Source organism: Halopseudomonas sp. SMJS2 (genome assembly GCF_029866945.1).
Classification (GTDB): Bacteria; Pseudomonadota; Gammaproteobacteria; order Pseudomonadales; family Pseudomonadaceae; genus Halopseudomonas; species Halopseudomonas bauzanensis.
In genome coordinates, this window is sequence record NZ_CP123445.1 from 1,002,430 (window position 1) to 1,023,748 (window position 21,319).

General features: G+C 62.1%; 16 protein-coding genes and 1 riboswitch. Of the genes, 10 read left to right on the top strand and 6 right to left on the bottom strand.

What is annotated here, in order from left to right:
• Positions 1-62 precede the first annotated feature (62 nt).
• Both msbA and hldE read left to right on the top strand, forming a co-directional pair.
• Positions 63-1,847, top strand: coding sequence for a lipid A export permease/ATP-binding protein MsbA (gene msbA, locus QAO71_RS04780; protein WP_280165400.1), 1,785 nt, complete (start codon positions 63-65; stop codon positions 1,845-1,847).
• A 50-nt stretch (positions 1,848-1,897) separates the two neighbouring features.
• Complete coding sequence (hldE, locus tag QAO71_RS04785; RefSeq protein WP_280165401.1) at positions 1,898-3,340, top strand: bifunctional D-glycero-beta-D-manno-heptose-7-phosphate kinase/D-glycero-beta-D-manno-heptose 1-phosphate adenylyltransferase HldE; 1,443 nt, start codon at positions 1,898-1,900, stop codon at positions 3,338-3,340.
• Positions 3,341-3,493: 153 nt separating this feature from the next.
• Here hldE and QAO71_RS04790 read toward each other — a convergent pair whose 3' ends face one another.
• The 5 genes from QAO71_RS04790 to QAO71_RS04810 all read right to left on the bottom strand — a co-directional run bounded on the left by QAO71_RS04790 (position 3,494) and on the right by QAO71_RS04810 (position 8,765).
• The gene (locus QAO71_RS04790; protein ID WP_280165402.1) at positions 3,494-3,964 is read right to left on the bottom strand and encodes a hypothetical protein; all 471 of its coding nucleotides are present in this window, start codon (positions 3,962-3,964) and stop codon (positions 3,494-3,496) included.
• A 178-nt stretch (positions 3,965-4,142) separates the two neighbouring features.
• Entirely contained in the window at positions 4,143-5,639 is a 1,497-nt protein-coding gene (locus QAO71_RS04795) for an acetyl-CoA hydrolase/transferase family protein (protein WP_074780164.1), read from the bottom strand.
• Positions 5,640-5,854: 215 nt separating this feature from the next.
• The gene (locus QAO71_RS04800; RefSeq protein ID WP_280165403.1) at positions 5,855-6,727 is read right to left on the bottom strand and encodes a metal ABC transporter ATPase; all 873 of its coding nucleotides are present in this window, start codon (positions 6,725-6,727) and stop codon (positions 5,855-5,857) included.
• A 38-nt stretch (positions 6,728-6,765) separates the two neighbouring features.
• A complete protein-coding gene (locus tag QAO71_RS04805) occupies positions 6,766-7,599 on the bottom strand; it encodes an aldo/keto reductase (RefSeq protein WP_074780167.1) in 834 nt (277 codons plus the stop codon).
• A complete protein-coding gene (locus tag QAO71_RS04810) occupies positions 7,596-8,765 on the bottom strand; it encodes an FAD-dependent oxidoreductase (RefSeq protein ID WP_280165404.1) in 1,170 nt (389 codons plus the stop codon). Before QAO71_RS04810 ends, QAO71_RS04805 begins: the two co-directional genes overlap by 4 nt.
• 114 nt (positions 8,766-8,879) lie before the next feature.
• Here QAO71_RS04810 and waaA point away from each other — a divergent pair, with 114 nt between their 5' ends.
• A complete protein-coding gene (gene waaA, locus QAO71_RS04815) occupies positions 8,880-10,142 on the top strand; it encodes a lipid IV(A) 3-deoxy-D-manno-octulosonic acid transferase (protein ID WP_036990674.1) in 1,263 nt (420 codons plus the stop codon).
• Positions 10,143-10,418: 276 nt separating this feature from the next.
• Here waaA and QAO71_RS04820 read toward each other — a convergent pair whose 3' ends face one another.
• Positions 10,419-11,876, bottom strand: coding sequence for a TolC family outer membrane protein (locus QAO71_RS04820; protein ID WP_136869259.1), 1,458 nt, complete (start codon positions 11,874-11,876; stop codon positions 10,419-10,421).
• Between the two features lie 120 nt (positions 11,877-11,996).
• A riboswitch (TPP riboswitch) is annotated at positions 11,997-12,097 on the top strand.
• 74 nt (positions 12,098-12,171) lie between these two features.
• Here QAO71_RS04820 and thiC point away from each other — a divergent pair.
• The 7 genes from thiC (at position 12,172) to parC (ending at position 21,206) form a co-directional block, all read left to right on the top strand.
• Positions 12,172-14,055 carry a phosphomethylpyrimidine synthase ThiC gene (gene thiC, locus QAO71_RS04825; RefSeq protein WP_280165405.1) on the top strand — a complete coding sequence of 628 codons (1,884 nt, stop codon included), beginning with the start codon at positions 12,172-12,174 and terminating at the stop codon, positions 14,053-14,055.
• A 151-nt stretch (positions 14,056-14,206) separates the two neighbouring features.
• Positions 14,207-14,824, top strand: a complete 618-nt coding sequence (locus tag QAO71_RS04830) for an NUDIX domain-containing protein (protein WP_280165406.1) — start codon at positions 14,207-14,209, stop codon at positions 14,822-14,824.
• On the top strand, positions 14,824-15,273 hold the full coding sequence (locus QAO71_RS04835) for a DUF1249 domain-containing protein (protein WP_280165658.1): 450 nt from the start codon (positions 14,824-14,826) through the stop codon (positions 15,271-15,273). The genes QAO71_RS04830 and QAO71_RS04835 overlap by 1 nt, the downstream gene beginning before the upstream one ends.
• 240 nt (positions 15,274-15,513) lie before the next feature.
• Positions 15,514-16,329 (top strand): 3',5'-cyclic-AMP phosphodiesterase, encoded by an 816-nt coding sequence (cpdA, locus tag QAO71_RS04840; protein WP_036991162.1) that lies wholly within the window; start codon positions 15,514-15,516, stop codon positions 16,327-16,329.
• 123 nt (positions 16,330-16,452) lie between these two features.
• Positions 16,453-18,348, top strand: a complete 1,896-nt coding sequence (parE, locus tag QAO71_RS04845; protein WP_036990671.1) for a DNA topoisomerase IV subunit B — start codon at positions 16,453-16,455, stop codon at positions 18,346-18,348.
• Between the two features lie 16 nt (positions 18,349-18,364).
• Positions 18,365-18,889 carry a TIGR02281 family clan AA aspartic protease gene (locus tag QAO71_RS04850; protein ID WP_074780183.1) on the top strand — a complete coding sequence of 175 codons (525 nt, stop codon included), beginning with the start codon at positions 18,365-18,367 and terminating at the stop codon, positions 18,887-18,889.
• 58 nt (positions 18,890-18,947) lie between these two features.
• Positions 18,948-21,206, top strand: coding sequence for a DNA topoisomerase IV subunit A (gene parC, locus QAO71_RS04855; RefSeq protein ID WP_280165407.1), 2,259 nt, complete (start codon positions 18,948-18,950; stop codon positions 21,204-21,206).
• The last annotated feature ends 113 nt before the right edge of the window (positions 21,207-21,319 follow it).

The following is a 21,319-nucleotide window of genomic DNA, read 5'->3' on the forward strand; positions in this document are numbered from 1 at the left end:
TGGGCTTGCGGCCCGACATGCTGTGATAAACTCCCGGCCTGATTCCATTTCGCGAAGAGCTTATGTCGGATTCTCCAAAAGAAAGCTTTGCCCGCTCAAGCGCACGTATCTATCTGCGCTTGCTTGGTTATGTGAAGCCCTACTGGGTGTCGTTTGTCATCAGTATCCTGGGGTTCATGGTCTTCGCTTCCAGTCAGCCCGCTATGGCCTGGATGCTGAAGTATTTTGTGGACGGGCTGAATGAGGGGGCCAGCGCCCAGTTTCTCGGCGTACCGCTGATCTGGGGCTTTCCGCTATTCATCGTCCTGGTCGCGGTGTATCAGGGCATTGGCTCCTTCCTGGGTAACTACTACATCGCCAGGGTATCGCTGGGTGTGGTACATGACCTGCGCACCGCGCTGTTCGATAATCTGCTGACATTGCCCAACCGCTACTTCGACAACAACAATTCAGGTCATCTGGTGTCCCGGGTGACCTTCAACGTGACCATGGTCACCGGCGCCGCCACCGATGCAATCAAGGTGGTGTTCCGTGAAGGCATGACGGTGATCTTCCTGTTTGGCTATCTGCTGTGGATGAACTGGAAACTGACCCTGGTGCTGATGGCGGTACTGCCGCTGATTGGCCTGATGGTCAACAGTACCAGCAAGAAATTTCGCAAGCAGAGCAAGAAGATCCAGACGGCCATGGGTGATGTGACCCATGTCACCTCCGAGACCATTACCGGCTACCGCGTGGTACGTAGCTTCGGCGGCGAGACATATGAGAGTGAGCGCTTTCACAAAGCAAGCGAAAACAATCGCTCGCGCGGCTTGAAGATGGTCCGTACGGGTGCGGTGTTCACGCCTACGCTGCAGTTGGTAACCTACGGGGCGATGGCCGGGGTGATGTTCCTGGTGTTGTTTCTGCGTGGCGATGCGACCGCTGGTGATCTGGTGTCCTACATCACAGCGGCAGGCTTGCTGCCCAAGCCGATTCGTCAGTTGTCCGAGGTCAGTGCCAATATCCAGAAAGGTATCGCCGCGGCTGAGAGCATTTTCGAGCAGTTGGATGAGGAGCCCGAGAAGGATACCGGTACCGTCGAGCGCGAGCGCATCAGCGGGCGTATTGAGGTCAAGAACCTGTCTTTCCACTATCCCGGGACGGACAAGGTGGTATTGCAGGACATCGATTTCACTATCGAGCCGGGGCAGATGGTGGCGCTGGTGGGCCGTTCCGGCAGTGGTAAATCGACCCTGGCCAATCTGATTCCCCGTTTTTATAGTCATGACCAAGGGGACATCTTGCTCGATGGCGTCGAGGTAGAGCAGTACCGTTTGCGCAACCTGCGCCGGCAGATCGCCCTGGTGACTCAGAATGTGACATTGTTCAATGATACGGTCGCCAACAATATTGCCTATGGTGATCTGGCCGGGGCGCCGCGCGAGGCCGTGATTGCTGCGGCGGAAGCCGCCTACGCAGCGGAATTCATCGAGCAGCTACCTCAGGGCTTCGACACGCTGGTCGGTGAAAACGGCGTGTTGCTGTCCGGCGGCCAACGCCAGCGTCTGGCCATTGCCCGTGCCCTGTTGCGTGATGCGCCGGTGCTGATTCTGGATGAGGCGACATCAGCGCTGGATACGGAATCAGAGCGACATATCCAGGCGGCGCTGGATCGCGTGATGGAAGGTCGCACCGCACTGGTGATCGCCCACCGCTTGTCGACCATCGAGAAGGCCGACATCATCATGGTGATGGACCAGGGGCGCATCGTCGAGCGCGGCAGTCATGCCGAGCTGATAGCGCAGGATGGTTATTATGCACGGCTGCACAGTATGCAGTTCCAGGACGAGAAGCCCGCCGTCTGAGACGCTATTACCAACCTGACAGGTCGGAGCCAATACAAGTGAGTGACGCAATGAAATTGACCATGCCCCGTTTTGATTCCGCGCCGGTTCTGGTGGTGGGTGATGTGATGCTGGACCGTTACTGGCACGGTCCCAGTCACCGTATTTCACCAGAGGCGCCGGTGCCGGTGGTCAGAGTTGATCAGATCGAGGATCGCCCCGGCGGCGCCGGTAACGTGGCACTGAATATTGCTGCGCTGGGTGCGCCCGCCTGGCTGGTGGGCGTCACGGGTGAGGATGAGGCCGCCGAGATACTGCAGCGGCGCTTGAATGCTGCGGGTGTGTACTGCGCTTTCCAGGGGCACCCCGAGCAGCCGACCATCACCAAGCTGAGGGTGTTGAGTCGGCATCAACAACTACTGCGGGTGGACTTCGAAGAGCCCTTTGCTACTGATGGCGATGCTCTGCTGGATACGGTAAACGGGCTGCTGGACAAGGTCCGGGTGGTGATCCTCTCGGATTATGGCAAGGGTGCGTTGGTCAATCATCAGGCGTTGATCAAGGCCGCTCGGGAGCGCAACCTGCCGGTGTTGGCCGACCCCAAGGGGAAAGATTTCAGCGTCTACCGCGGTGCCACCCTGATCACGCCCAACCTGTCTGAATTCGAGGCGGTGGTGGGTGTCTGCTCCACTGAGCAGGAGTTGGTCGACAAAGGCCTGGCGCTGATCGAGGAGCTGGAGCTGGAGGCACTGCTGGTTACCCGCAGTGAGCATGGGATGACGCTGCTGCGACGCGGTGAAGTGGCCCTGCATTTGCCCGCCCGCGCCCGGGAAGTGTTCGATGTGACCGGTGCGGGCGACACTGTGATCTCAACGGTCGCAACCGCACTGGCCGCGGGCGAGTCGCTGCCTAACGCCGTGGCCCTGGCCAATCTGGCGGCGGGTATCGTTATCGGCAAGCTGGGTACCGCTGCCATCAGCGCGCCGGAGCTGCGCCGTGCGGTGCAACATGAGCAGGGCGCCGGGCTTGGGGTGTTGTCGGCCGAGCAGTTGATCGTGGCCGTGGAGGACGCCCGCGCCCATGGTGAGCGTATCGTCTTCACCAATGGTTGTTTCGATATCATCCATGCCGGTCATGTGGGTTATCTGGAAGAGGCGCGCAGCCAGGGCGATCGGCTGATCGTGGCGATCAATGACGATGCTTCGGTGACCCGTCTCAAAGGGCCGGGGCGGCCGATCAATGCGGTGGAGCGGCGCATGACCGTGCTGGCCGGATTGGGTGCGGTGGATTGGGTGGTGAGTTTTGCCGAGGATACGCCGGAAGAGCTGCTGAAGCAGCTGCGCCCGGATGTGCTGGTCAAGGGCGGCGACTATGGCATCGATCAGGTAGTGGGGGCGTCTATTGTGCAGGCCTATGGCGGCGAGGTGAAGGTGCTCAAATTTGTCGATAGCTGTTCGACGACGGCGATAGTGGAGAAGATTCGGGAGCAGAACGGCGGTGAGGCCGCTTCCTGAGTCTGAATTCAGACTTGGGGGGGCTGCGATGCCGCTGGCCGGGATGGAACCCGGCCTTCCAGGCGTCGCTTCACTCCCTTAACACATTAACTTAGGGCCACACCGATCCTGACACAAGCGCTGCCCAGCGCTGCCTTTGCAGTCGATTCCAGTTCACGGTCTGAATGCGTTGCGGGCATGGCAATACATCTTCCCCGCCGCGCTGCCCCCGTTGCACTTGCTGCCGAACCATTGCCTGGCCGCCTTGCGGCAGTTGCGGTAATCGATCGATCCGGTGCGGTAGTTGCTGCAGACGCTGGCGAAGTCCAGCAGCGTGCCGTCATGTTCGTAATACATGCGGTACTCGGTCGCCGTGCCGCGGGCGTCGGTCCAGATCACTTTCTCTGTTTCTTCTTCAATGCGGCGGGCCCTGGCAGGTTCGTCTTTCTGTTTCCGGGCGGTCACCGAGCCGATGGTGTTGATATGGCGGCTGGGGGTGTAGTTCCGGTCGCTGAAACTGGTCTGCCGTTCAGCCCTGGGATCGTTGGCCTGGGCGGGCAGGTTGGCCACGGCAGCGAGGGTGATACTGATGAGCAGTGCTGACAGGCTGCGGCTAAGTCCGGTTCGGGTCTGGCTGGCATCCATGGTGAGCCCCGGCGGGTTGGTGAATTCAGCGCGAGGATAACAAGGATGGCCGGTGGGCAAAGTGCTGTGCTTCACATTATTGAGTGAAGGGGTTAGGCGGAGGATGGTTTTGTGATGCAGGGCGGGTTAATGCGGCGCCCGCGGACCTCTCGGTAACCGCGGGCGGAGTAGAGGATGATCAGCCTGCAGCGCGCATATGGCCGAATTCTTCCAGGTTCAGGTGCCATTCGACCGCTTCGCGCAGCAGGTGCGGCGTGTGGCCACCCTTGGCGCAGGCTCGCTCGAAGTAGTCATTCAGCGCATCGCGATAATCCGGGTGCACGCAGTTGTCGATGACCACACGGGCGCGCTCGCGGGGTGCCAGACCGCGTAGGTCCGCCAGGCCCTGTTCGGTGACCAGGATATCGACGTCATGCTCGGTATGGTCTACATGGCTGACCATGGGCACCACGCTGGAGATCGCTCCGCCCTTGGCAATCGACTTGGTGACGAAAATTGCCAGGTTGGCGTTGCGGGCGAAGTCGCCGGAACCGCCGATCCCGTTCATCATCTTGGTGCCGCCCACGTGGGTCGAGTTGACGTTGCCGTAGATGTCGAACTCCAATGCGGTATTGATGCCGATGATGCCCAGGCGCCGGACGATTTCCGGGTGGTTGGACATTTCCTGGGTGCGCATCACCAGCTTGTCCTTGTACTTCTCCAGATTGCCGAACACGCGCTCGTTGCAACGGCCCGACAGGGTGATGGAGCAGCCGGAGGCAAGTGTCATCTTGCCAGCGTCGATCAGCTCGAAGGTGCAGTCCTGCAGCACTTCGGAATACATCACCAGATCTTCAAAGGAGGAGTTGATAAAGCCGCACATCACCGCATTGGCGATGCTGCCGATGCCGGCCTGCAGTGGACCGAGGTTCTTCGGCAGGCGGCCAGCTTCCACCTCCTTCTCGAAGAAGGCGATCAGATGGTCGGCGATGCCCTGGGTTTCCGCATCCGGCGGGGTAACCGTGGAGTAGGAGTCAGGCTGGTTGGTAATGACGATGGCGGCGATCTTCGCCGGGTCAATCGGAATCGCGGTGCTGCCCATGCGCTGGCCGGGGGAGACCAGGGGGATCGGCGTGCGGGTCGGCCGGTAGGTCGGGATGTAGATATCGTGCAAACCTTCCAGGTTGGGGTTATGCGCCAGGTTGATTTCAACCACGACCTGTTTGGCGAAGATCGCGAAGCTGGCGGAGTTGCCCACCGAGGTGGTCGGTACGATGTGGCCTTCCTCAGTGATGGCGACCGCTTCGATGACGGCGATATCGGGCAGCTTCAGTTGATGGTTGCGCATCTGTTCAACGGTGTCGGACAGATGCTGGTCGATGAACATGACCTCGCCCTGGTTGATCGCCTTGCGCAGGGTGGCGTCCACCTGAAAGGGCATGCGACGGGCCAGTACACCGGCTTCGGTCAGGTGTTTGTCGAGATCGTTGCCCAGGCTGGCACCGGTCAGCAGGCTGATCTTCAGCGGTTGCTCCCGGGCGCGCTCGACCAGCGCCAGCGGGACTGCCTTGGCTTCCCCGGCACGGGTGAAGCCGCTCATGCCTACGGTCATACCATCTTCAATCAGCAATGCAGCATCTGCTGCGCTCATGACTTTGTCATGCAGCGCAGGCATGCGAATACGACTTTCATACATGGATTTGTTACCAGTGGGTGATTACGAACAGCCAGCAGTCTAGGGAAGAGCTGATTGGCGTGACGATCCGACCATGGTCTAAGAAGGCCCGAGGGCCACTTTAACAATCCGTGGAAAAACTGCTCGTGAGTGCGTCTTTCAACGACCTGCTAGGAGGAACCAATGGCGGAATCGAGGATGACCGACAGGCCACGCCTCGGCGCGCATGGTACACCTCATGGCGGTGCGCTGCCATATGCCCAGGGGCAGTGGGCGTCCGCCACCACCCAGCCGGTCTGGGGTGCGAAGGATTCGCTGAGCAGCAGATGCGGATGCTGTTGCTCGATCAGCTCACCCTTGACCAGGGTAAACAGGCGTCCGTTGAACTGATTATCGACCAGTTCGGCGAGATAGAGATCGGGGCGCTGTCGATCCAGCTGTGCCTGCAGCTGGCCGCTCTGGGCATCCAGCGACTCGTCGGCGTGCAACGCGCTCAGGTCCGGGCAGCGGGGCACGCTGAGGTGCATGTGATAGACCAGTTGCAGTGAATTGGTGGGGAGATGGACATAGGCATGGGGGCGTTCCAGTAGATTCAGCTCGCGGCACAGCACGGCCCGGGCTGCACCCTGGTGCGGGCTGAGGCTGTACCAGCGGTTGCCGTCCGGCGGCAGGGTATCGGCGTAGGGTGTGGGTAGCCAGACTTCCTGATAACGCCCCGGCAGCCAGCCCTGTCCGGTTTCCAGCAGCAGCTCCTCGGCCAGTTCGGTCATCAGGGTGAGCAAGGGCAAACGCAGCTCGTGGGCGGGTACGTAGCCGGACAGCAGTTTCAGCACTTGGTCATTACGATCAGGGCGCTGCTGGTGGACCAGCAGACGAAAGTCCCGTTGTTGCCAGCGGAAGGTAATATCCGCGGAAACCCCCAGGTTGGCCAGGGTTACGTCGAACTGTTCCGGGTCATCCACTTGTACCGGCTGGCGCAGCTCGAGCATCTGCTCGAAGCTCAGCGGGTTGCCGACCGGCGTGTAGCGCAACACCTCGGGGCCGGCCTGGACGTGGATGGCCTGGGTCTTGAAGGCCACCGGATCGTGGCGGGCAATGATAGTGGTCATGGCGCCCCTCGTTGGGTCTGGGGCCGCGCATGCTGCTGTCAGCGCGGCCTGGCTTGAGATCCGCTGTGCGTGTCGGCTTGCTGCAGAATGTTGGCGACGGTGACTACATTCTGCGTCAGATGCGCCGGTGTGATGGTACCGATGATGGCGCTGCCGACGGCCGGGTGGCTGAAGACCAATTCGAAACCGCTACGGACCGGGTCTTCACCCTCCAGGCAGATATGCCCACTGGCAAGCGCTTTTTTTACCAGAATGCCCTTGTTGTGTGACAGCGCAAAGTCGAGAACCGGACGCTCGGTCTGCTCGCGCAGGTTCCAGGTCACCATGGCGCAATCGCCATCTTCCAGCGCCTGCAGGCCACCAGCGACAGTCTTGCCGGAAAAGCCGAAGGCGCGGATCAGCCCCTCCTGCTTCAGTTGCTGCAGCGTCGGGTAGACCTCATCGGCAAGGACGGTCAGGTCATCACCATTGGAGTGCACCAGCACCAGGTCCAGATAATCGGTCTGCAGCCGTTGCAGCGAGCGTTGTACCGAGTGACGGGTATGTCGGGCGCTGAAATCGAACCAGGACTCGCCATTGTCGAATTCTTCGCCGACCTTGCTGCACAGCACCCATTCCTGGCGTTGGCCTTGCAACAGCGGCCCCAGGCGCTGTTCGCTCAGGCCATAGGCGGGGGCGGTATCCAGCAGGTTGATGCCCAGGTCCCGGGCCTGGGCCAGCAAGCCGCGCACCTGCTGGTCGGTCGGTAGTTCGAAGCCGCTAGGGTATTTCACGCCCTGATTGCGGCCGATCTTGACGGTGCCGAGCCCGAGCGGAGAAACCGTCAGGCCAGTGCTGCCAAGCGGGCGATGATATTGCTGTAGGGATGTCATGAAAACAGGGTATCCCAGACTGGCGTGGCAATGGGCGGGCACGGCAGGTCGCTGTTCGGCTGCGGCAGCTGCGGCTGGATTGCCTGACGTTCGAGCTCGGCGATGGCCTGGTCGCTCAGGTCGGGTGCCAGGGCCAGCTTGGTCGGCCAGCACACCAGCGCATTGCCGACTGCCTGCAGGTAGGCATTATCCGGGCGCACCAGGCCGCTTTGAGCCGGTTCGGCACGGGTTACCGGCAGGGTAGCCCACTGGCAGCTGCTCAGATCGACCCAGGGCAGCAGTTCCTGCAGCTCCTTCTGTGCCCGGCGAATCAGCTCCTCGGCCGGCATATCGGTGCCCTGTTCAGCCAGTTCGCCGCCCAGGTACCAGCACCATTGGCCATCGTTGCAGGGGTGGGTAGTCACAGTGACCCGCGGCTTGGGACTGCTGCCCAGGCAGTGGGCGTAAAGGGCCGGCAGGTTCGGACCTTTGGCCAGCACCATCTGCAGCGGCCGGCGCTGCATGGCGGGCTGCTGGATACCGGCACCGTGCAGCAGCGCCTCGTTGCCTTCCCCGGCGGTGAGCACATAGCGTCGGGCGATGATCTGCTGATCGGCAACCTGTACGGAGGTGATACCGTCGCTGTTGCCGCCGATCTTGACCGGGCCGCTGAGCAGGCTATCGCCACCCAGCTCCGCCAGGCGGCGGACCACATCGGGCACATCCAGCACCAGCTCGGCCAGCCGATAGACCTTGCCCTTGAAAGCCGGATTGGCGAAAACCGCGGGCAGTTCCCGCCCCTTCACGCTATCGACCCGGCCGCGCAGTGCCTTGCTGGCGAAGAAGCCGGCCAGGTTGCTGATCAGGTTGCCCGGTGACCAGAGATAATGGTGCGCCGAGAGTACACGCACGCCTTGCAGGTCCAGTTCACCACTACCATCCAGACAGGCGCGCCAGCGGCCGGGCATGCCGGCGATGGCTTCTGCGGCGGTGGTCAGTTTGCCGTGCAGGGCATACTTGGTGCCGCCATGGATGATGCCCTGGGACTTGCTGCTCTGCCCGCCGCCCAAGGTATGGGGCTCGACCAGCAAGGTGCTGTAGCCCTGTTGCTGCAGCCGCGCATTGAGCCAGAGACCGGCGACGCCGCCGCCCAGAATACAGATATCGGTGTGCAAGGGTGTGCTCATGGGCTCCGCGGGGTCAGTGGATTAGCTCGCGTAGTATAGCGATCAACGGCCGGGCAGGTCACTTCTGCTACTCTATGCCGCGTTTGTGCTGCTCGACCGCTTCTGGAGAAGGGAATGCCGCGTTTTTTGTACAGTCTGATCTTTACCCTGTGTCTGCCGCTGATCCTGGCGCGCCTGCTGTACCGTGCCTGGCGCGCCCCGGCCTATGCCCGGCGCTGGCGCGAGCGCTTTGCCCTGGGTGGAGACCTTCGCGCTGGCGGTATCTGGGTGCATGCGGTGTCGGTGGGCGAATCCATTGCCGCGGCGCCCATGGTGCGCGAATTGCGCCAGCGCCATCCGCAGTTGCCGATCACGGTGACCTGCATGACACCAACCGGCTCCGAACAGATCCGCAAGTTATTCGGTGATGATGTTGGCCACGCTTATCTGCCCTACGATCTGCCCTGGCTGCAGCGGCGACTGATTCGGCGGTTGCAGCCACGGATTGCCATCATCATGGAAACCGAGCTGTGGCCTAACCTGGTGGCCGAGTGCAAGCGCGCCGGCGTGCCAGTAGTACTGGCCAATGCGCGGCTATCTGCGCGCTCGGCGCGGGGTTATCAACGCGTCATTGCGCTGGTGCGGCCGATGTTCGCCGCGCTGGATTGGGTGGCGGTGCAGACGGCAGCGGAGGCGGAGCGCTTCATCGCACTGGGCGTGCGCCAGTCAGCACTGGCAGTGACCGGCAGCATCAAGTTCGACCTCAAGCCCGGCGCCGAGCTGCTGGCCACGGCAGAGCAGTGGCGGGCGCAGTGGGGTGAGCGGCCCGTATGGATCGCCGCCAGTACTCATGGCGGGGAAGACGAGATCGTGCTTGCTGCGCATCGTCAGGTTCTGCAGCGGCATCCCGAGGCGCTGCTGATTCTGGTGCCGCGCCATCCGGAGCGCTTCGATGCCGTGGCGCGGCAGATAGAAAATGCCGGGCTGGGCATGGTACGCCGTAGCGCCGGGAACATGCCGGCGATGGCCGATCAGGTGCTGTTGGGCGATACCATGGGCGAGCTGATGCAGTTCTATGCCTGCGCGGATGTGGCTTTCGTTGGCGGGTCGTTGATTCCCGGCGGTGGACACAATTATCTGGAGCCAGCGGCGCTCGGCCTGCCGGTGCTGTCCGGGCCGCATCGATTCAACTTTGCCGAGATCAGTGATTTGCTGGAGCAGGCCGGGGCCTTGGCGGAAGTGGCCGATGCCCCGGCGATGGCGGAGCGGGCAAATGCCTGGTTGGGTGATCAGTCGTCAGCGCACCGCGCTGGAGCGGCGGGGCAGGCGGTAGTAGCGGCCAATCAGGGGGCACTGGAGCGGTTGCTGCAGGGTATCACGCGGTTGCTGGGGAGCTAGTCGGTCATTGCGAGTGACTGATGGGTTTCCATCGAGTCGAGCGCGCCTCGGTCAGCGCGCCCCGGTCTATGGCTATCCCGTCAACTCCCATTCCGACCAGCGCGGCCGCCTGATACGCTGTTGGTCGAGCTGGAAACCGGTCCACCGTAGTGGCGCAAACACCTGGGAGGTTCGAGCACCAGCTCGCCTTGCTGGCGGCGGCCTCGGCGTTGTCTGGTGGAAAGCTGTCGAGCTGGTGCTCGACAATCCCAGGGGGCAGCGTCGCTGCCCGGCCACTCAGAACGACGTCCGCATTCGCCGCTGCTGTTCGCTCATCGGCTGCGGCGGCTGGTTGCCGATGGACATACGCTGCATTTCTTCCGGGGTAAACGGCGGAATGAAGTCGCGGTCCGGATCGTAGTCGGCCTTCAGCCAGGTCGAGAGGTCTTCCAGATCCTGCGGGCTCAGGGTGCCGGCCGCCTGCTTGAGGTTGAGGTTGTCGACGATGTAGTTGTAGCGGGCATCGTTGTAATCACGCACCGCCCGGAACAGATTGCGCTGGGCGTCCAGCACATCCACCACGTTGCGCGTACCTACCTCATAGCCAGCCTGAGTCGCATCCACGGCGGCCTTGGAGGAAATGATCGACTGGCGCCGGGCTTCGACCTCCTCGACGCTGGAGGTGACCGTACGGAACAGATTGCGGGTACGCTCGACGATGCGTCGCAACTCGGCTTCGCTGGTGTGTTCGGCCTGGGTCAGGCGGAAGTTGGATTCGCGGACCCGGGATGTGGTGCCGCCACCGGTAAATAGCGGCAGGGTCATCTCCACACCGAACTGGGTCAGCTCGGTGTCACCGCCGGCGCCCATACCACCAATACCTGCCCCGACACCGCCCAGACGGGCGCCGCCATAACTGTCGTTGTAACGCACGAAAGCATCCACCGTCGGGGCGTAACCCGCCTTGCTGCTGCGCAGGCTGTCGCCGGCGGCATCGATAGCCAGCCGCGAGGCCTGCAGGCCCAGGTTCTGCGCAGCTGCGGTCTCCACCCACTCCTGCATGTCGGCCGGCACAGGCGCAAGGATCGGCAGGTTGTGGCTCATGCCGAGCAGGTCGGTGTGGTCGCGGTTGGTCAGGCGGGTCAGTGCCTGATAACTCACGTCCAGATTGGTGGCGGCGGTGATGCGTGCGGCGCGGGCGGTATCGAAACCGGCCAGCGCTTCGAGTACATCGGTGCGGGCCGACAGGCCGACTTCGAAACGCTCTCGCGCCTGTTCCAGCTGACGCTCGAACGCTGCTTCTTCGGCCCGGGCAGTGGCCAGGTTGTCGGAAGCCCGCAATACATTGAAGTAGGCCAGCGCTACATCCAGGATCAACTGCTGCTGCGTAGCGGAAAACTCCACGCGGGCCTGTTCACTGAGCGACTTGGACGCCTGGTAATTGAACCAGCGATCGGCACGGAACAGCGGCTGCGTCAGGCTGGCCTGATAGTAATGGGTCGAATAGCTGTCCGACCCCAACCCCTCGACGTCGACCCGTTCGCGGGCCACGCCGGCCCCCAGGCCGATGTTCGGCAGCAACTGAGCGCGCGCCTGGGGCAGAGCTTCCTGGCGGGCGAGGGCATCGGCTTCGGCTGCGGCGAGATCGGCGCTGTTGAGCAGGGCTTCCTGGTAGATAGTCAGCAAATCGGATTTAGCCAGGGCTGGGCCGGACAGGCTTGCCAGCACAACGGCGATATACAGGGGGCGCAGCATGCAGAGGTCCTTCGCATGGAGGTAGAAGTCAATCTGCCAAGGCTAAAGAGGTGCAGGCCGCCGGTCAAGGCCAAGCGGTCGGCTACTTGCTGTTTGGCGCGCGACGGCCTAAGCTGCTGGCTCATCTTGACGGGGTGCCGGCATTTTTTGGGCTGGCTGAGACTTCACCCGTTGAACCTGATCCGGTTAATACCGGCGTAGGAATCGAGATGCGCAGTTCCGCATTACCCCGTCCTGGGGTGGTGGCTCCGTGCCGCTTCGGTTCCCTGTGTAATTCATACAGTGGAGCATAATAATGACCAGTCGCTTGCCTGATACCGCCATCGCCAACTCCGGCGCAGATGGTGCCGCAACCCAACCCTTGCCTAACTCCCGCAAGATCTACGTAACCGGATCGCGCCCGGATATCCGTGTGCCCATGCGTGAGATCAGCCTGGCCGATACCCAGACCGACAAGGGTGTGGAAAAGAACCCGCCGGTGCTGGTATACGACACCTCCGGCCCCTATACCGATCCGGCGGTGCAGATTGATCTGCGTGCCGGGCTGGCAGATGTGCGCAGCGCCTGGATCGATGAGCGGGGTGATACCGAGATCCTGCCTGGCCTGAGTTCCGCGTTCGGTAATGCCCGGCTGTCCGATCCATCATTGGATCACATGCGCTTTGCCCATGTGCGCACGCCGCGCCGGGCCAAGGCGGGGCATAACGTGACGCAGATGCACTACGCCCGCCGGGGCATCATCACTCCGGAAATGGAGTTCGTCGCGATTCGCGAAAACATGAAACTGCAGGAAGCGCGCGCCGCTGGTCTGCTGACCGAGCAGCATCCGGGACACAGCTTCGGTGCCAGCATTCCCAAGGAAATCACGCCAGAATTCGTGCGTGAGGAAATCGCCCGGGGCCGCGCCATCCTGCCGGCCAATATCAACCATACCGAGCTGGAGCCGATGATCATCGGCCGCAACTTCCTGGTGAAGATCAACGGCAATATCGGCAACTCGGCGCTGGGCTCCAGTATCGAAGAAGAAGTCGAGAAGATGACCTGGGGGATTCGCTGGGGCTCGGATACGGTGATGGATCTGTCCACCGGCAAGAACATCCATGAAACCCGCGAATGGATCATTCGCAATTCGCCGGTGCCGATCGGTACCGTGCCCATCTACCAGGCGCTGGAGAAGGTTGATGGCATCGCCGAGAACCTGACCTGGGAGATCTTCCGCGATACGCTGATCGAGCAGGCCGAGCAGGGCGTCGACTACTTCACCATTCATGCCGGTGTGTTGCTGCGTTACGTGCCGATGACGGCGAGTCGGGTCACCGGTATTGTTTCCCGTGGCGGTTCAATCATGGCCAAGTGGTGTCTGGCGCACCACCAGGAGAACTTCCTCTATACCCACTTCGAGGATATCTGCCAGATCATGAAAGCCTATGATGTGTCCTTCTCTCTGGGCGACGGCCTGCGTCCAGGCTCCATCGCCGATGCCAACGACGCGGCGCAGTTCGGTGAACTGGAAACCTTGGGCGAGCTGACCAAGATTGCCTGGAAGCATGACGTGCAATGCATGATCGAAGGCCCGGGTCATGTGCCCATGCAACTGATCAAGGAGAACATGGACAAGCAGCTGGAGTGCTGCGACGAGGCGCCGTTTTATACCCTTGGGCCGCTGACCACCGATATCGCTCCGGGTTATGACCACATCACCTCGGGCATCGGTGCGGCGATGATCGGCTGGTTCGGTTGCGCCATGCTTTGTTATGTCACGCCCAAGGAGCATCTGGGGCTACCCAACCGGGATGACGTGAAGACCGGCATCATTACCTACAAGATTGCTGCCCACGCAGCGGATCTGGCCAAGGGGCACCCGGGCGCGCAGATTCGCGATAATGCTCTGTCCAAGGCGCGCTTCGAATTCCGCTGGGAGGATCAGTTCAACCTTGGTCTGGACCCGGACACGGCTCGCGCTTTCCATGATGAGACTCTGCCCAAGGAGTCAGCCAAGGTAGCGCATTTCTGCTCCATGTGTGGACCGAAGTTCTGCTCGATGAAGATCACCCAGGAGGTGCGTGATTACGCTGCGGCGCAGCGGATTCAGGCAGTGGACGTGGCAGTGGAAGAGGGCATGCGGGCCAAGTCCTCGGAGTTTCGCCAGACCGGGTCGCAGCTGTACCAGAAGGTATAGCGGCAGGGCGGATAGCGGGTGCCGGGGCGGTGAATACCACGCACCGGCACGACCGTTCGCCGCTGAAACAGGTCAGTCCTTGCCTCGGTCCGCTCGGATATGCGAGTTTAAAAGCACGACCATTGGGTATGTCTTTTTCAGGGGCGATTATTTGACCGACTTCAACCAGCAGGATGTCGAGATCCTGCGTCGAGAACCCGGATTTCGCGGCTTCTACCGGCTGGATGTATTGACCCTGCGCCATCGCCTATTTGCCGGCGGTTGGGGGCCGGAGCTGCGCCGTGAGCTGTTCGTGCGGCCGGATGCCGTCTGCGTGCTGCCCTATGATCCCTGGCAGGATGCGGTGGTGCTGATCGAGCAGATCCGCGTCGGGGCGCTGGGCAAGCGCACCAATCCCTGGATGCTGGAACTGGTCGCCGGGCTGTTTGATGATGGGGAGGAGGCCGAACAGGTCGCCCATCGCGAAGCAGAGGAGGAAGCCGGGCTCACATTGCTTAACCTGACGCCCATCACCCGCTACTTTCCCTCGCCGGGTGGCAGTGACGAGCAGGTATACCTGTACTGCGCGACGGTGGATAGCCGTGGCGCGGGCGGCCTGCACGGGCTGGCCGAAGAAGGCGAAGACATTCGTGTCAGTGTCTGGCCGCGCAGCGAGGCGCTGGCCGTCATGGCCGATGGCCGGATCGATAATGCCGCCAGCATCATCGCCTTGCAATGGCTGGAGCTGCATGGCCAGGGCCTGCGTGCCCAGGCGGGGCCGCAACCATGATGGCTCTCGGCAAACCCCGCTATCGGGTTGATCTGTCGTCGCTGCAGGCGGTATGCGAGGCGAATTTTTACCGTCTGCGCCAGTTGATGCCGGACATGGCGCTGAAGGACGAATGTCATATCCTGCTCAGCGCTGGCAGCGAACAACAGCGTCTGGTGATGCAGGTACTTGAGCGCTGCCCGTACACCACCAGGCTGCGACTCCGACATGAGAAACGCCATGAGTGGCTGACGCCTCCGAGCATGGAGGTACGCCTGTACCACGATGCCCGCATGGCCGAAGTGACTGTGGTGCATGATCGCCGCCGCTTCCAGAGTGTCTATCCCTATCCCAACGAGCAGATGCTGCAGCCGGACGAGAAATTCCAGCTCAACCAGTTTCTCGGTGAATGGCTCGGCTACTGTCACCGCCATGGGCAGAGTCCGCAGCCGGTGCTGCTCAATCGCTGAGCTGCGCATACCCTCTGTTGCTTCTACAGTTGACTGCTCTGTACAGGAGCCGCGCCTCGCGGCGATGGCCCACAAAGCAGTCTGGTCTGACCAGTTTTTTTGTGGCCGAGTGCAAGTTTCCGCCACCGCCGCCGGTGCGCCACTGGATTGTCGGCCGGTCTGTTGCCATCATGGCGGGGGGTCGCAGGGGAGCTACTGATGTCCTGCGAACAGAAGTCCACCGATCAGAGAATACGCCCGATGTCGCCACCCGCCACGACCACCTCCACCGCTGCAGTCCAGGTGGTTCAGCTGACCGACAGCCACCTCTTTACCGCGCCGGATCAACGCTTGCTGGGGCTGGATACCCTTGCATCGTTGCATGGGGTGATCGACCAGGTATTGGAGGACATGCCACAGATCGATCTGGTGCTGGCCACCGGTGATATCACCCAGGATGGAGAGGAGCCGGCCTATCAGCGGTTTATCGAGGCCATGACCCGGCTGCCCGCGCCGTGGCACTGGATTCCCGGCAACCACGATGATGCGGCGCGGATGGCACAACTTGGCGCTGGCCATGATTTCAATCAGCCCTGGGTGGATGCTGGTGCCTGGCGCATAGTGCTGCTGGACTCCAGCGTGCCGGGCTCGGTCGGCGGTCATCTTGACGAGCGTCAGCTGCTGCGGTTGGACGAAGCGCTGGCGACGGCGGGCGAGCGTTATCTGATGGTCTGCCTGCATCATCACCCAGTACCGATCGGCAGTGCCTGGATGGAGCCGCTGGGGCTGGACAACAGCGAGCAATTGTTCGCCCGGCTGGATGCCGACCCCCGCGTGCGCGTGGTGCTCTGGGGGCACATACATCAATATCTGGATCAGCAGCGCGGACATATCCGTCTGCTGGCATCGCCTTCTACCTGTGTGCAGTTCGCCGTCGGCAGTGATGACTTCGCCACCGATGCGCAGCCCCCCGGCTATCGCTGGTTGCGCTTGCATGGCGATGGCCACGTCGAGACCGCGGTATCGCGCCTGCCCGCTGGCTGTTTTGTGCCGGCGGATGGCGCCTCCGGTTACTAGCACATTTCCCCGCCGGGTGCTCCAGCACTGGCGACATACCGGCGCCGCAGATAGGATACTATGCTGATTTGCCCCGGCGGGAGGCTGTACCCGCCAGAATGACCAAGGAAACCCAGACACTCTATGTCCCAATCGTCCTATAACGCCGATGATATTGAAGTTCTCAGCGGTCTGGACCCGGTGCGTCGTCGCCCGGGCATGTATACCGACACCACCCGCCCCAACCACCTGGCCCAGGAAGTCATCGACAACAGTGTCGATGAGGCGCTGGCCGGGCACGCCCGGACGGTCACGGTCATCCTGCATCAGGACAACGCGCTGGAGGTGATCGACGATGGCCGGGGCATGCCGGTGGATATCCATCCCGAGGAAGGTGTGTCCGGGGTCGAGCTGATTCTCACGCGACTACACGCTGGCGGTAAGTTCTCCGGCAAGAATTACCAGTTCTCAGGCGGCCTGCACGGGGTGGGCATCTCCGTGGTCAATGCCCTGTCGCTGCGCCTGGAAGTGCGGGTGCGCCGCGATGGCCAGGAATACGCTATCGCCTTCGAGCATGGCGACAAGGTCAGCGAACTGGAAGTCGTCGGCACCGTGGGCAAGCGCAATACCGGCACCACGGTCAAATTCTGGCCCGACGGCAAGTATTTCGATACTTCCAAGTTCAACATCAACCGCCTGCTACATCTGCTCAAGGCCAAGGCAGTGCTGTGCCCCGGCCTGCGCGTCGAATTTGATGACCGCCAGTCCGGTGAGAAAACCACCTGGTTTTACGAAGATGGCCTGCGGGATTATCTGGTGGATGCCTGCGCCCAATGGCCGAGCCTGCCGGAGGCTCCTTTCACCGGTGCATTGGCTTCCAGCAAGGAAGCGGTGGATTGGGCGCTGTTCTGGCTGCCCGAAGGCGGCGAGCTGGTGCAGGAAAGCTACGTCAACCTGATTCCCACCGCCCAGGGCGGAACCCATGTCAACGGTTTGCGCTCCGGCTTGCTGGAGGCGATCCGCGAGTTCTGCGAGTTTCGCAGCCTGCTGCCCCGTGGCGTCAAGCTGGCGCCGGAGGATATCTGGGAGCGGGTCAGCTATGTGCTCTCGGTGAAGATGGCCGAGCCGCAGTTTTCCGGGCAGACCAAGGAGCGTCTGTCGTCCCGCGAATCCGCCTCCTTCGTGTCCGGAGTGATCAAGGACGCCTTCAGTCTGTGGCTGAACCAGCACGCCGATATCGGTCAGCAGATCGCCGAAATGGCCATCGACCATGCCAGCCGGCGGCTCAAGGCCAGCAAGAAGATCGAGCGCAAACGCATCACCCAGGGGCCGGCGCTGCCGGGCAAGCTGGCTGACTGCGCCGGGCAGGATAGCCGTCGCTCGGAGCTGTTCCTGGTGGAGGGTGACTCGGCCGGCGGCAGTGCCAAGCAGGCGCGGGACAAGGAGTTCCAGGCGATCATGCCGCTGCGCGGCAAGATCCTCAATACCTGGGAAGTCGATTCCGGCCAGGTGCTGGCCTCCCAGGAAGTGCACAACATTGCCATCGCCATCGGCGTTGATCCGGGCTCGCCGGACCTGACGCAGTTGCGCTACGGCAAGATCTGTATTCTCGCCGATGCCGACTCCGACGGCTTGCACATTGCCACGCTGCTGTGCGCGCTGTTCGTCCGGCATTTCCGCCCGCTGGTGGAGGCCGGTCATGTGTTCGTCGCCATGCCGCCGCTGTATCGCGTGGATATCGGCAAGGAGGTTTTCTACGCGTTGGATGATGCCGAGAAGAGCGGCATCATCGACCGCATCGAAGCCGAGGGCAAGCGCGGGAAGGTTCAGGTCACCCGTTTCAAGGGGTTGGGGGAAATGAATCCGCTGCAGTTGCGCGAAACCACCATGGCGCCGGATACCCGTCGGCTGGTGCAGCTCACCATCGATGACTTTCAGGGTACTGAAGCGCTGATGGACATGCTGCTGGCGAAGAAGCGCGCCTCGGATCGCAAGCAATGGCTGGAAAGCAAGGGTAATCTGGCCGAGGTGCTGATCTGATGCCGGACCGCTCGGCATGAATCCGCCGCCGGACCGCCGACTGGGTACCATCATGTTGGTGCTGGCCTGGATTGCCGGGCTGGCGCTCGCAGCACAGTGGTTTTCCGGTCTGGAAGAACGCCGTCGCAACCCCAACCAGGCGCCGGTGTCGTTGCAGGTCGACGAGACGGTGGAAGTGCGCCTGGAGCGTAACCGCCACGGTCATTATCTTGCCGCGGGTCAGATCAATGGCCAGCCGGTGACCTTCCTGTTGGATACCGGGGCTACCTTCGTCGCGGTGCCGGCGAGCCTTGCCGAGCGCCTCGGGTTGTCGCGGGGCAATCCGATCATGGTCAATACCGCCAACGGCATGACCGAAAGCTGGAGCACCCGCATCGATACGCTGCAGTTGGGCGATATACGTCTGCACGATGTCAGCGCCGGCATCGTGCCGGGGATCCTCGGCGAGGATGTACTGCTGGGTATGAGTGCCCTGAAGCAGCTGGATTTCAGCCAACAGGGCGGCGAACTGATTTTGCGTCAACACTACGGGAGGCACTGAATGATCAGCTGCCTCGCCAGCATTATTCAGTATCTCCCTCAATTTATAGAGAGTAAGTATGAGTGACAGTCTGGATCTGAGCCTGGAAGGCGTTGAGCGCCGCTCGCTGTCGTCGTTTACCGAAGAAGCCTATCTGAACTACTCCATGTACGTGATCATGGACCGCGCGCTGCCGCATATCGGTGACGGGCTCAAGCCGGTGCAGCGACGAATCGTTTACGCCATGAGCGAACTGGGCCTGTCGGCCCTGTCCAAGCACAAGAAGTCGGCGCGTACCGTGGGCGACGTGCTGGGTAAGTATCACCCCCATGGCGACTCGGCCTGCTACGAAGCCATGGTGCTGATGGCGCAGCCGTTCTCCTACCGCTATCCGCTGGTGGACGGGCAGGGCAACTGGGGCGCCCCGGATGATCCCAAGTCCTTCGCCGCCATGCGTTACACCGAGGCGCGTCTGGCCCGTTACAGCGAAGTGCTGCTGACCGAGTTGGGACAGGGCACGGTGGATTGGCAGCCAAACTTCGACGGCACCATGGAAGAACCCATGGTGTTGCCGGCGCGGTTGCCCAACCTGCTGCTTAACGGCACCACCGGTATTGCCGTCGGTATGGCCACTGACATTCCGCCGCACAACCTGCGTGAGGTAGCCGCCGCCTGTGTGCGACTGCTGGATGAGCCGGGTGCCGGGCTGGATGAGTTGATGGAGCATATCCAGGGGCCGGATTTCCCGACCGAAGCCGAGATCATCACTCCGCGCCGCGAACTGTTGAACCTGTACGCCACCGGTCGCGGCTCGGTGCGTTGCCGTGCGATATGGACCCGTGAGGATGGCGATATCGTGATTACCGCCTTGCCGCATCAGGTCTCCGGGGCGCGGGTCATCGAGCAGATCGCTGCGCAGATGCAAGCCAAGAAGTTGCCGCTGGTTGCCGACCTGCGAGACGAGTCGGATCATGAAAACCCCACGCGCATGGTTATCGTGCCGCGCTCCAATCGGGTGGATGCCGAGGAGCTGATGCAGCATCTGTTCGCCACGACCGATCTGGAGCACAGCTACCGTGTCAACATGAACGTGATCGGCACTGATGGCCGCCCGGCGGTCAAGGATTTGCGTGGTCTGATCAGTGAATGGCTGGGCTTCCGGATCACCACGGTGCGGCGGCGTCTGCAGTTTCGCCTGGACAAGGTGCTGGCCCGCCTGCACCTGTTGGACGGCTTGCTGGTGGCCTTCCTCAACCTGGATGAGGTAATCGAGATCATCCGCAGCGAGGAGCATCCGAAGGCGGAACTCATGGCTCGCTTCGATTTGAGCGAGCTGCAGGCCGACTACATCCTCGATACCCGCCTGCGGCAGTTGGCGCGGCTGGAGGAAATGAAGATCCGTGGTGAGCAGGATGCGCTGGCCAAGGAGCGTGACCAATTGCAGAAGGTGCTGGGCAGCGAAAAGCTGTTGCGCAAGACGGTGCGCGGCGAATTGCTGGCTGACGCCGAAACCTACGGCGACGACCGCCGCTCTCCGCTGGTTGAACGCCAGGAAGCCCGCGCCCTGTCGGAAACCGATCTGGTACCGGCCGAGGCGGTGACCGTGGTGTTATCGGAGAAGGGCTGGGTGCGATGTGCCAAGGGGCATGAGGTTGATGGCGCGGGGCTGTCCTACAAGGCTGGCGACAGTTTCCGCGCCCAGGCCAGCGGGCGTTCCAACCAGCAGGCGGTGTTCCTCGATTCCACTGGCCGCAGCTATTCGCTGATGGCGCACAGCCTGCCGTCGGCCCGGGGGCAGGGCGAGCCGCTGACCGGTCGTCTGAGCCCACCGCCGGGTGCCGAGTTCGTTGGCGTACTGGTGCCGGAAGATCAGCAGCTGTATCTGCTGGCGTCTGATGCCGGTTACGGTTTTGTGGTGCAGGGCGTAGATCTGCAAGCCAAGAACAAGAACGGCAAGGCGCTGTTGAGCCTGCCCGAAGGTGGCAAGGTCATCGCACCGGTGCCGGTCAAACAGCGCGACAGTGATCAGGTGATCGCCATCTCCAACGAGGGTCGATTGCTGGTATTCCCGCTCAAGGACTTGCCGCAACTGTCCAAGGGCAAGGGCAACAAGATTCTGTCGATTCCGTCGGCACGGGTGAAGAGCCGTGAGGAGTTCCTGCTCGCACTGGCATTGCTGCCCGAAGGGGCGAGCGCGGTGCTGACCGCCGGCAAACGGACCCTGACACTGAAGCCGGCCGATCTGGAGCACTATCGCGGCGAACGCGGCCGCCGCGGTAACAAGCTACCCCGCGGCTTCCAGAAAGTGGATGCGCTGCAGATAGAGGATGGCGTGTAAGGCGGTATCCTGCCTGGGTCGTCGAGCATCAGCTCGACGAGTGGTGTGGGCCGGCACCGCGGTAACGCAGGCTAACCCTGGTAGGAGCGGGTGCTCGAATCTCCCGTGGTTTG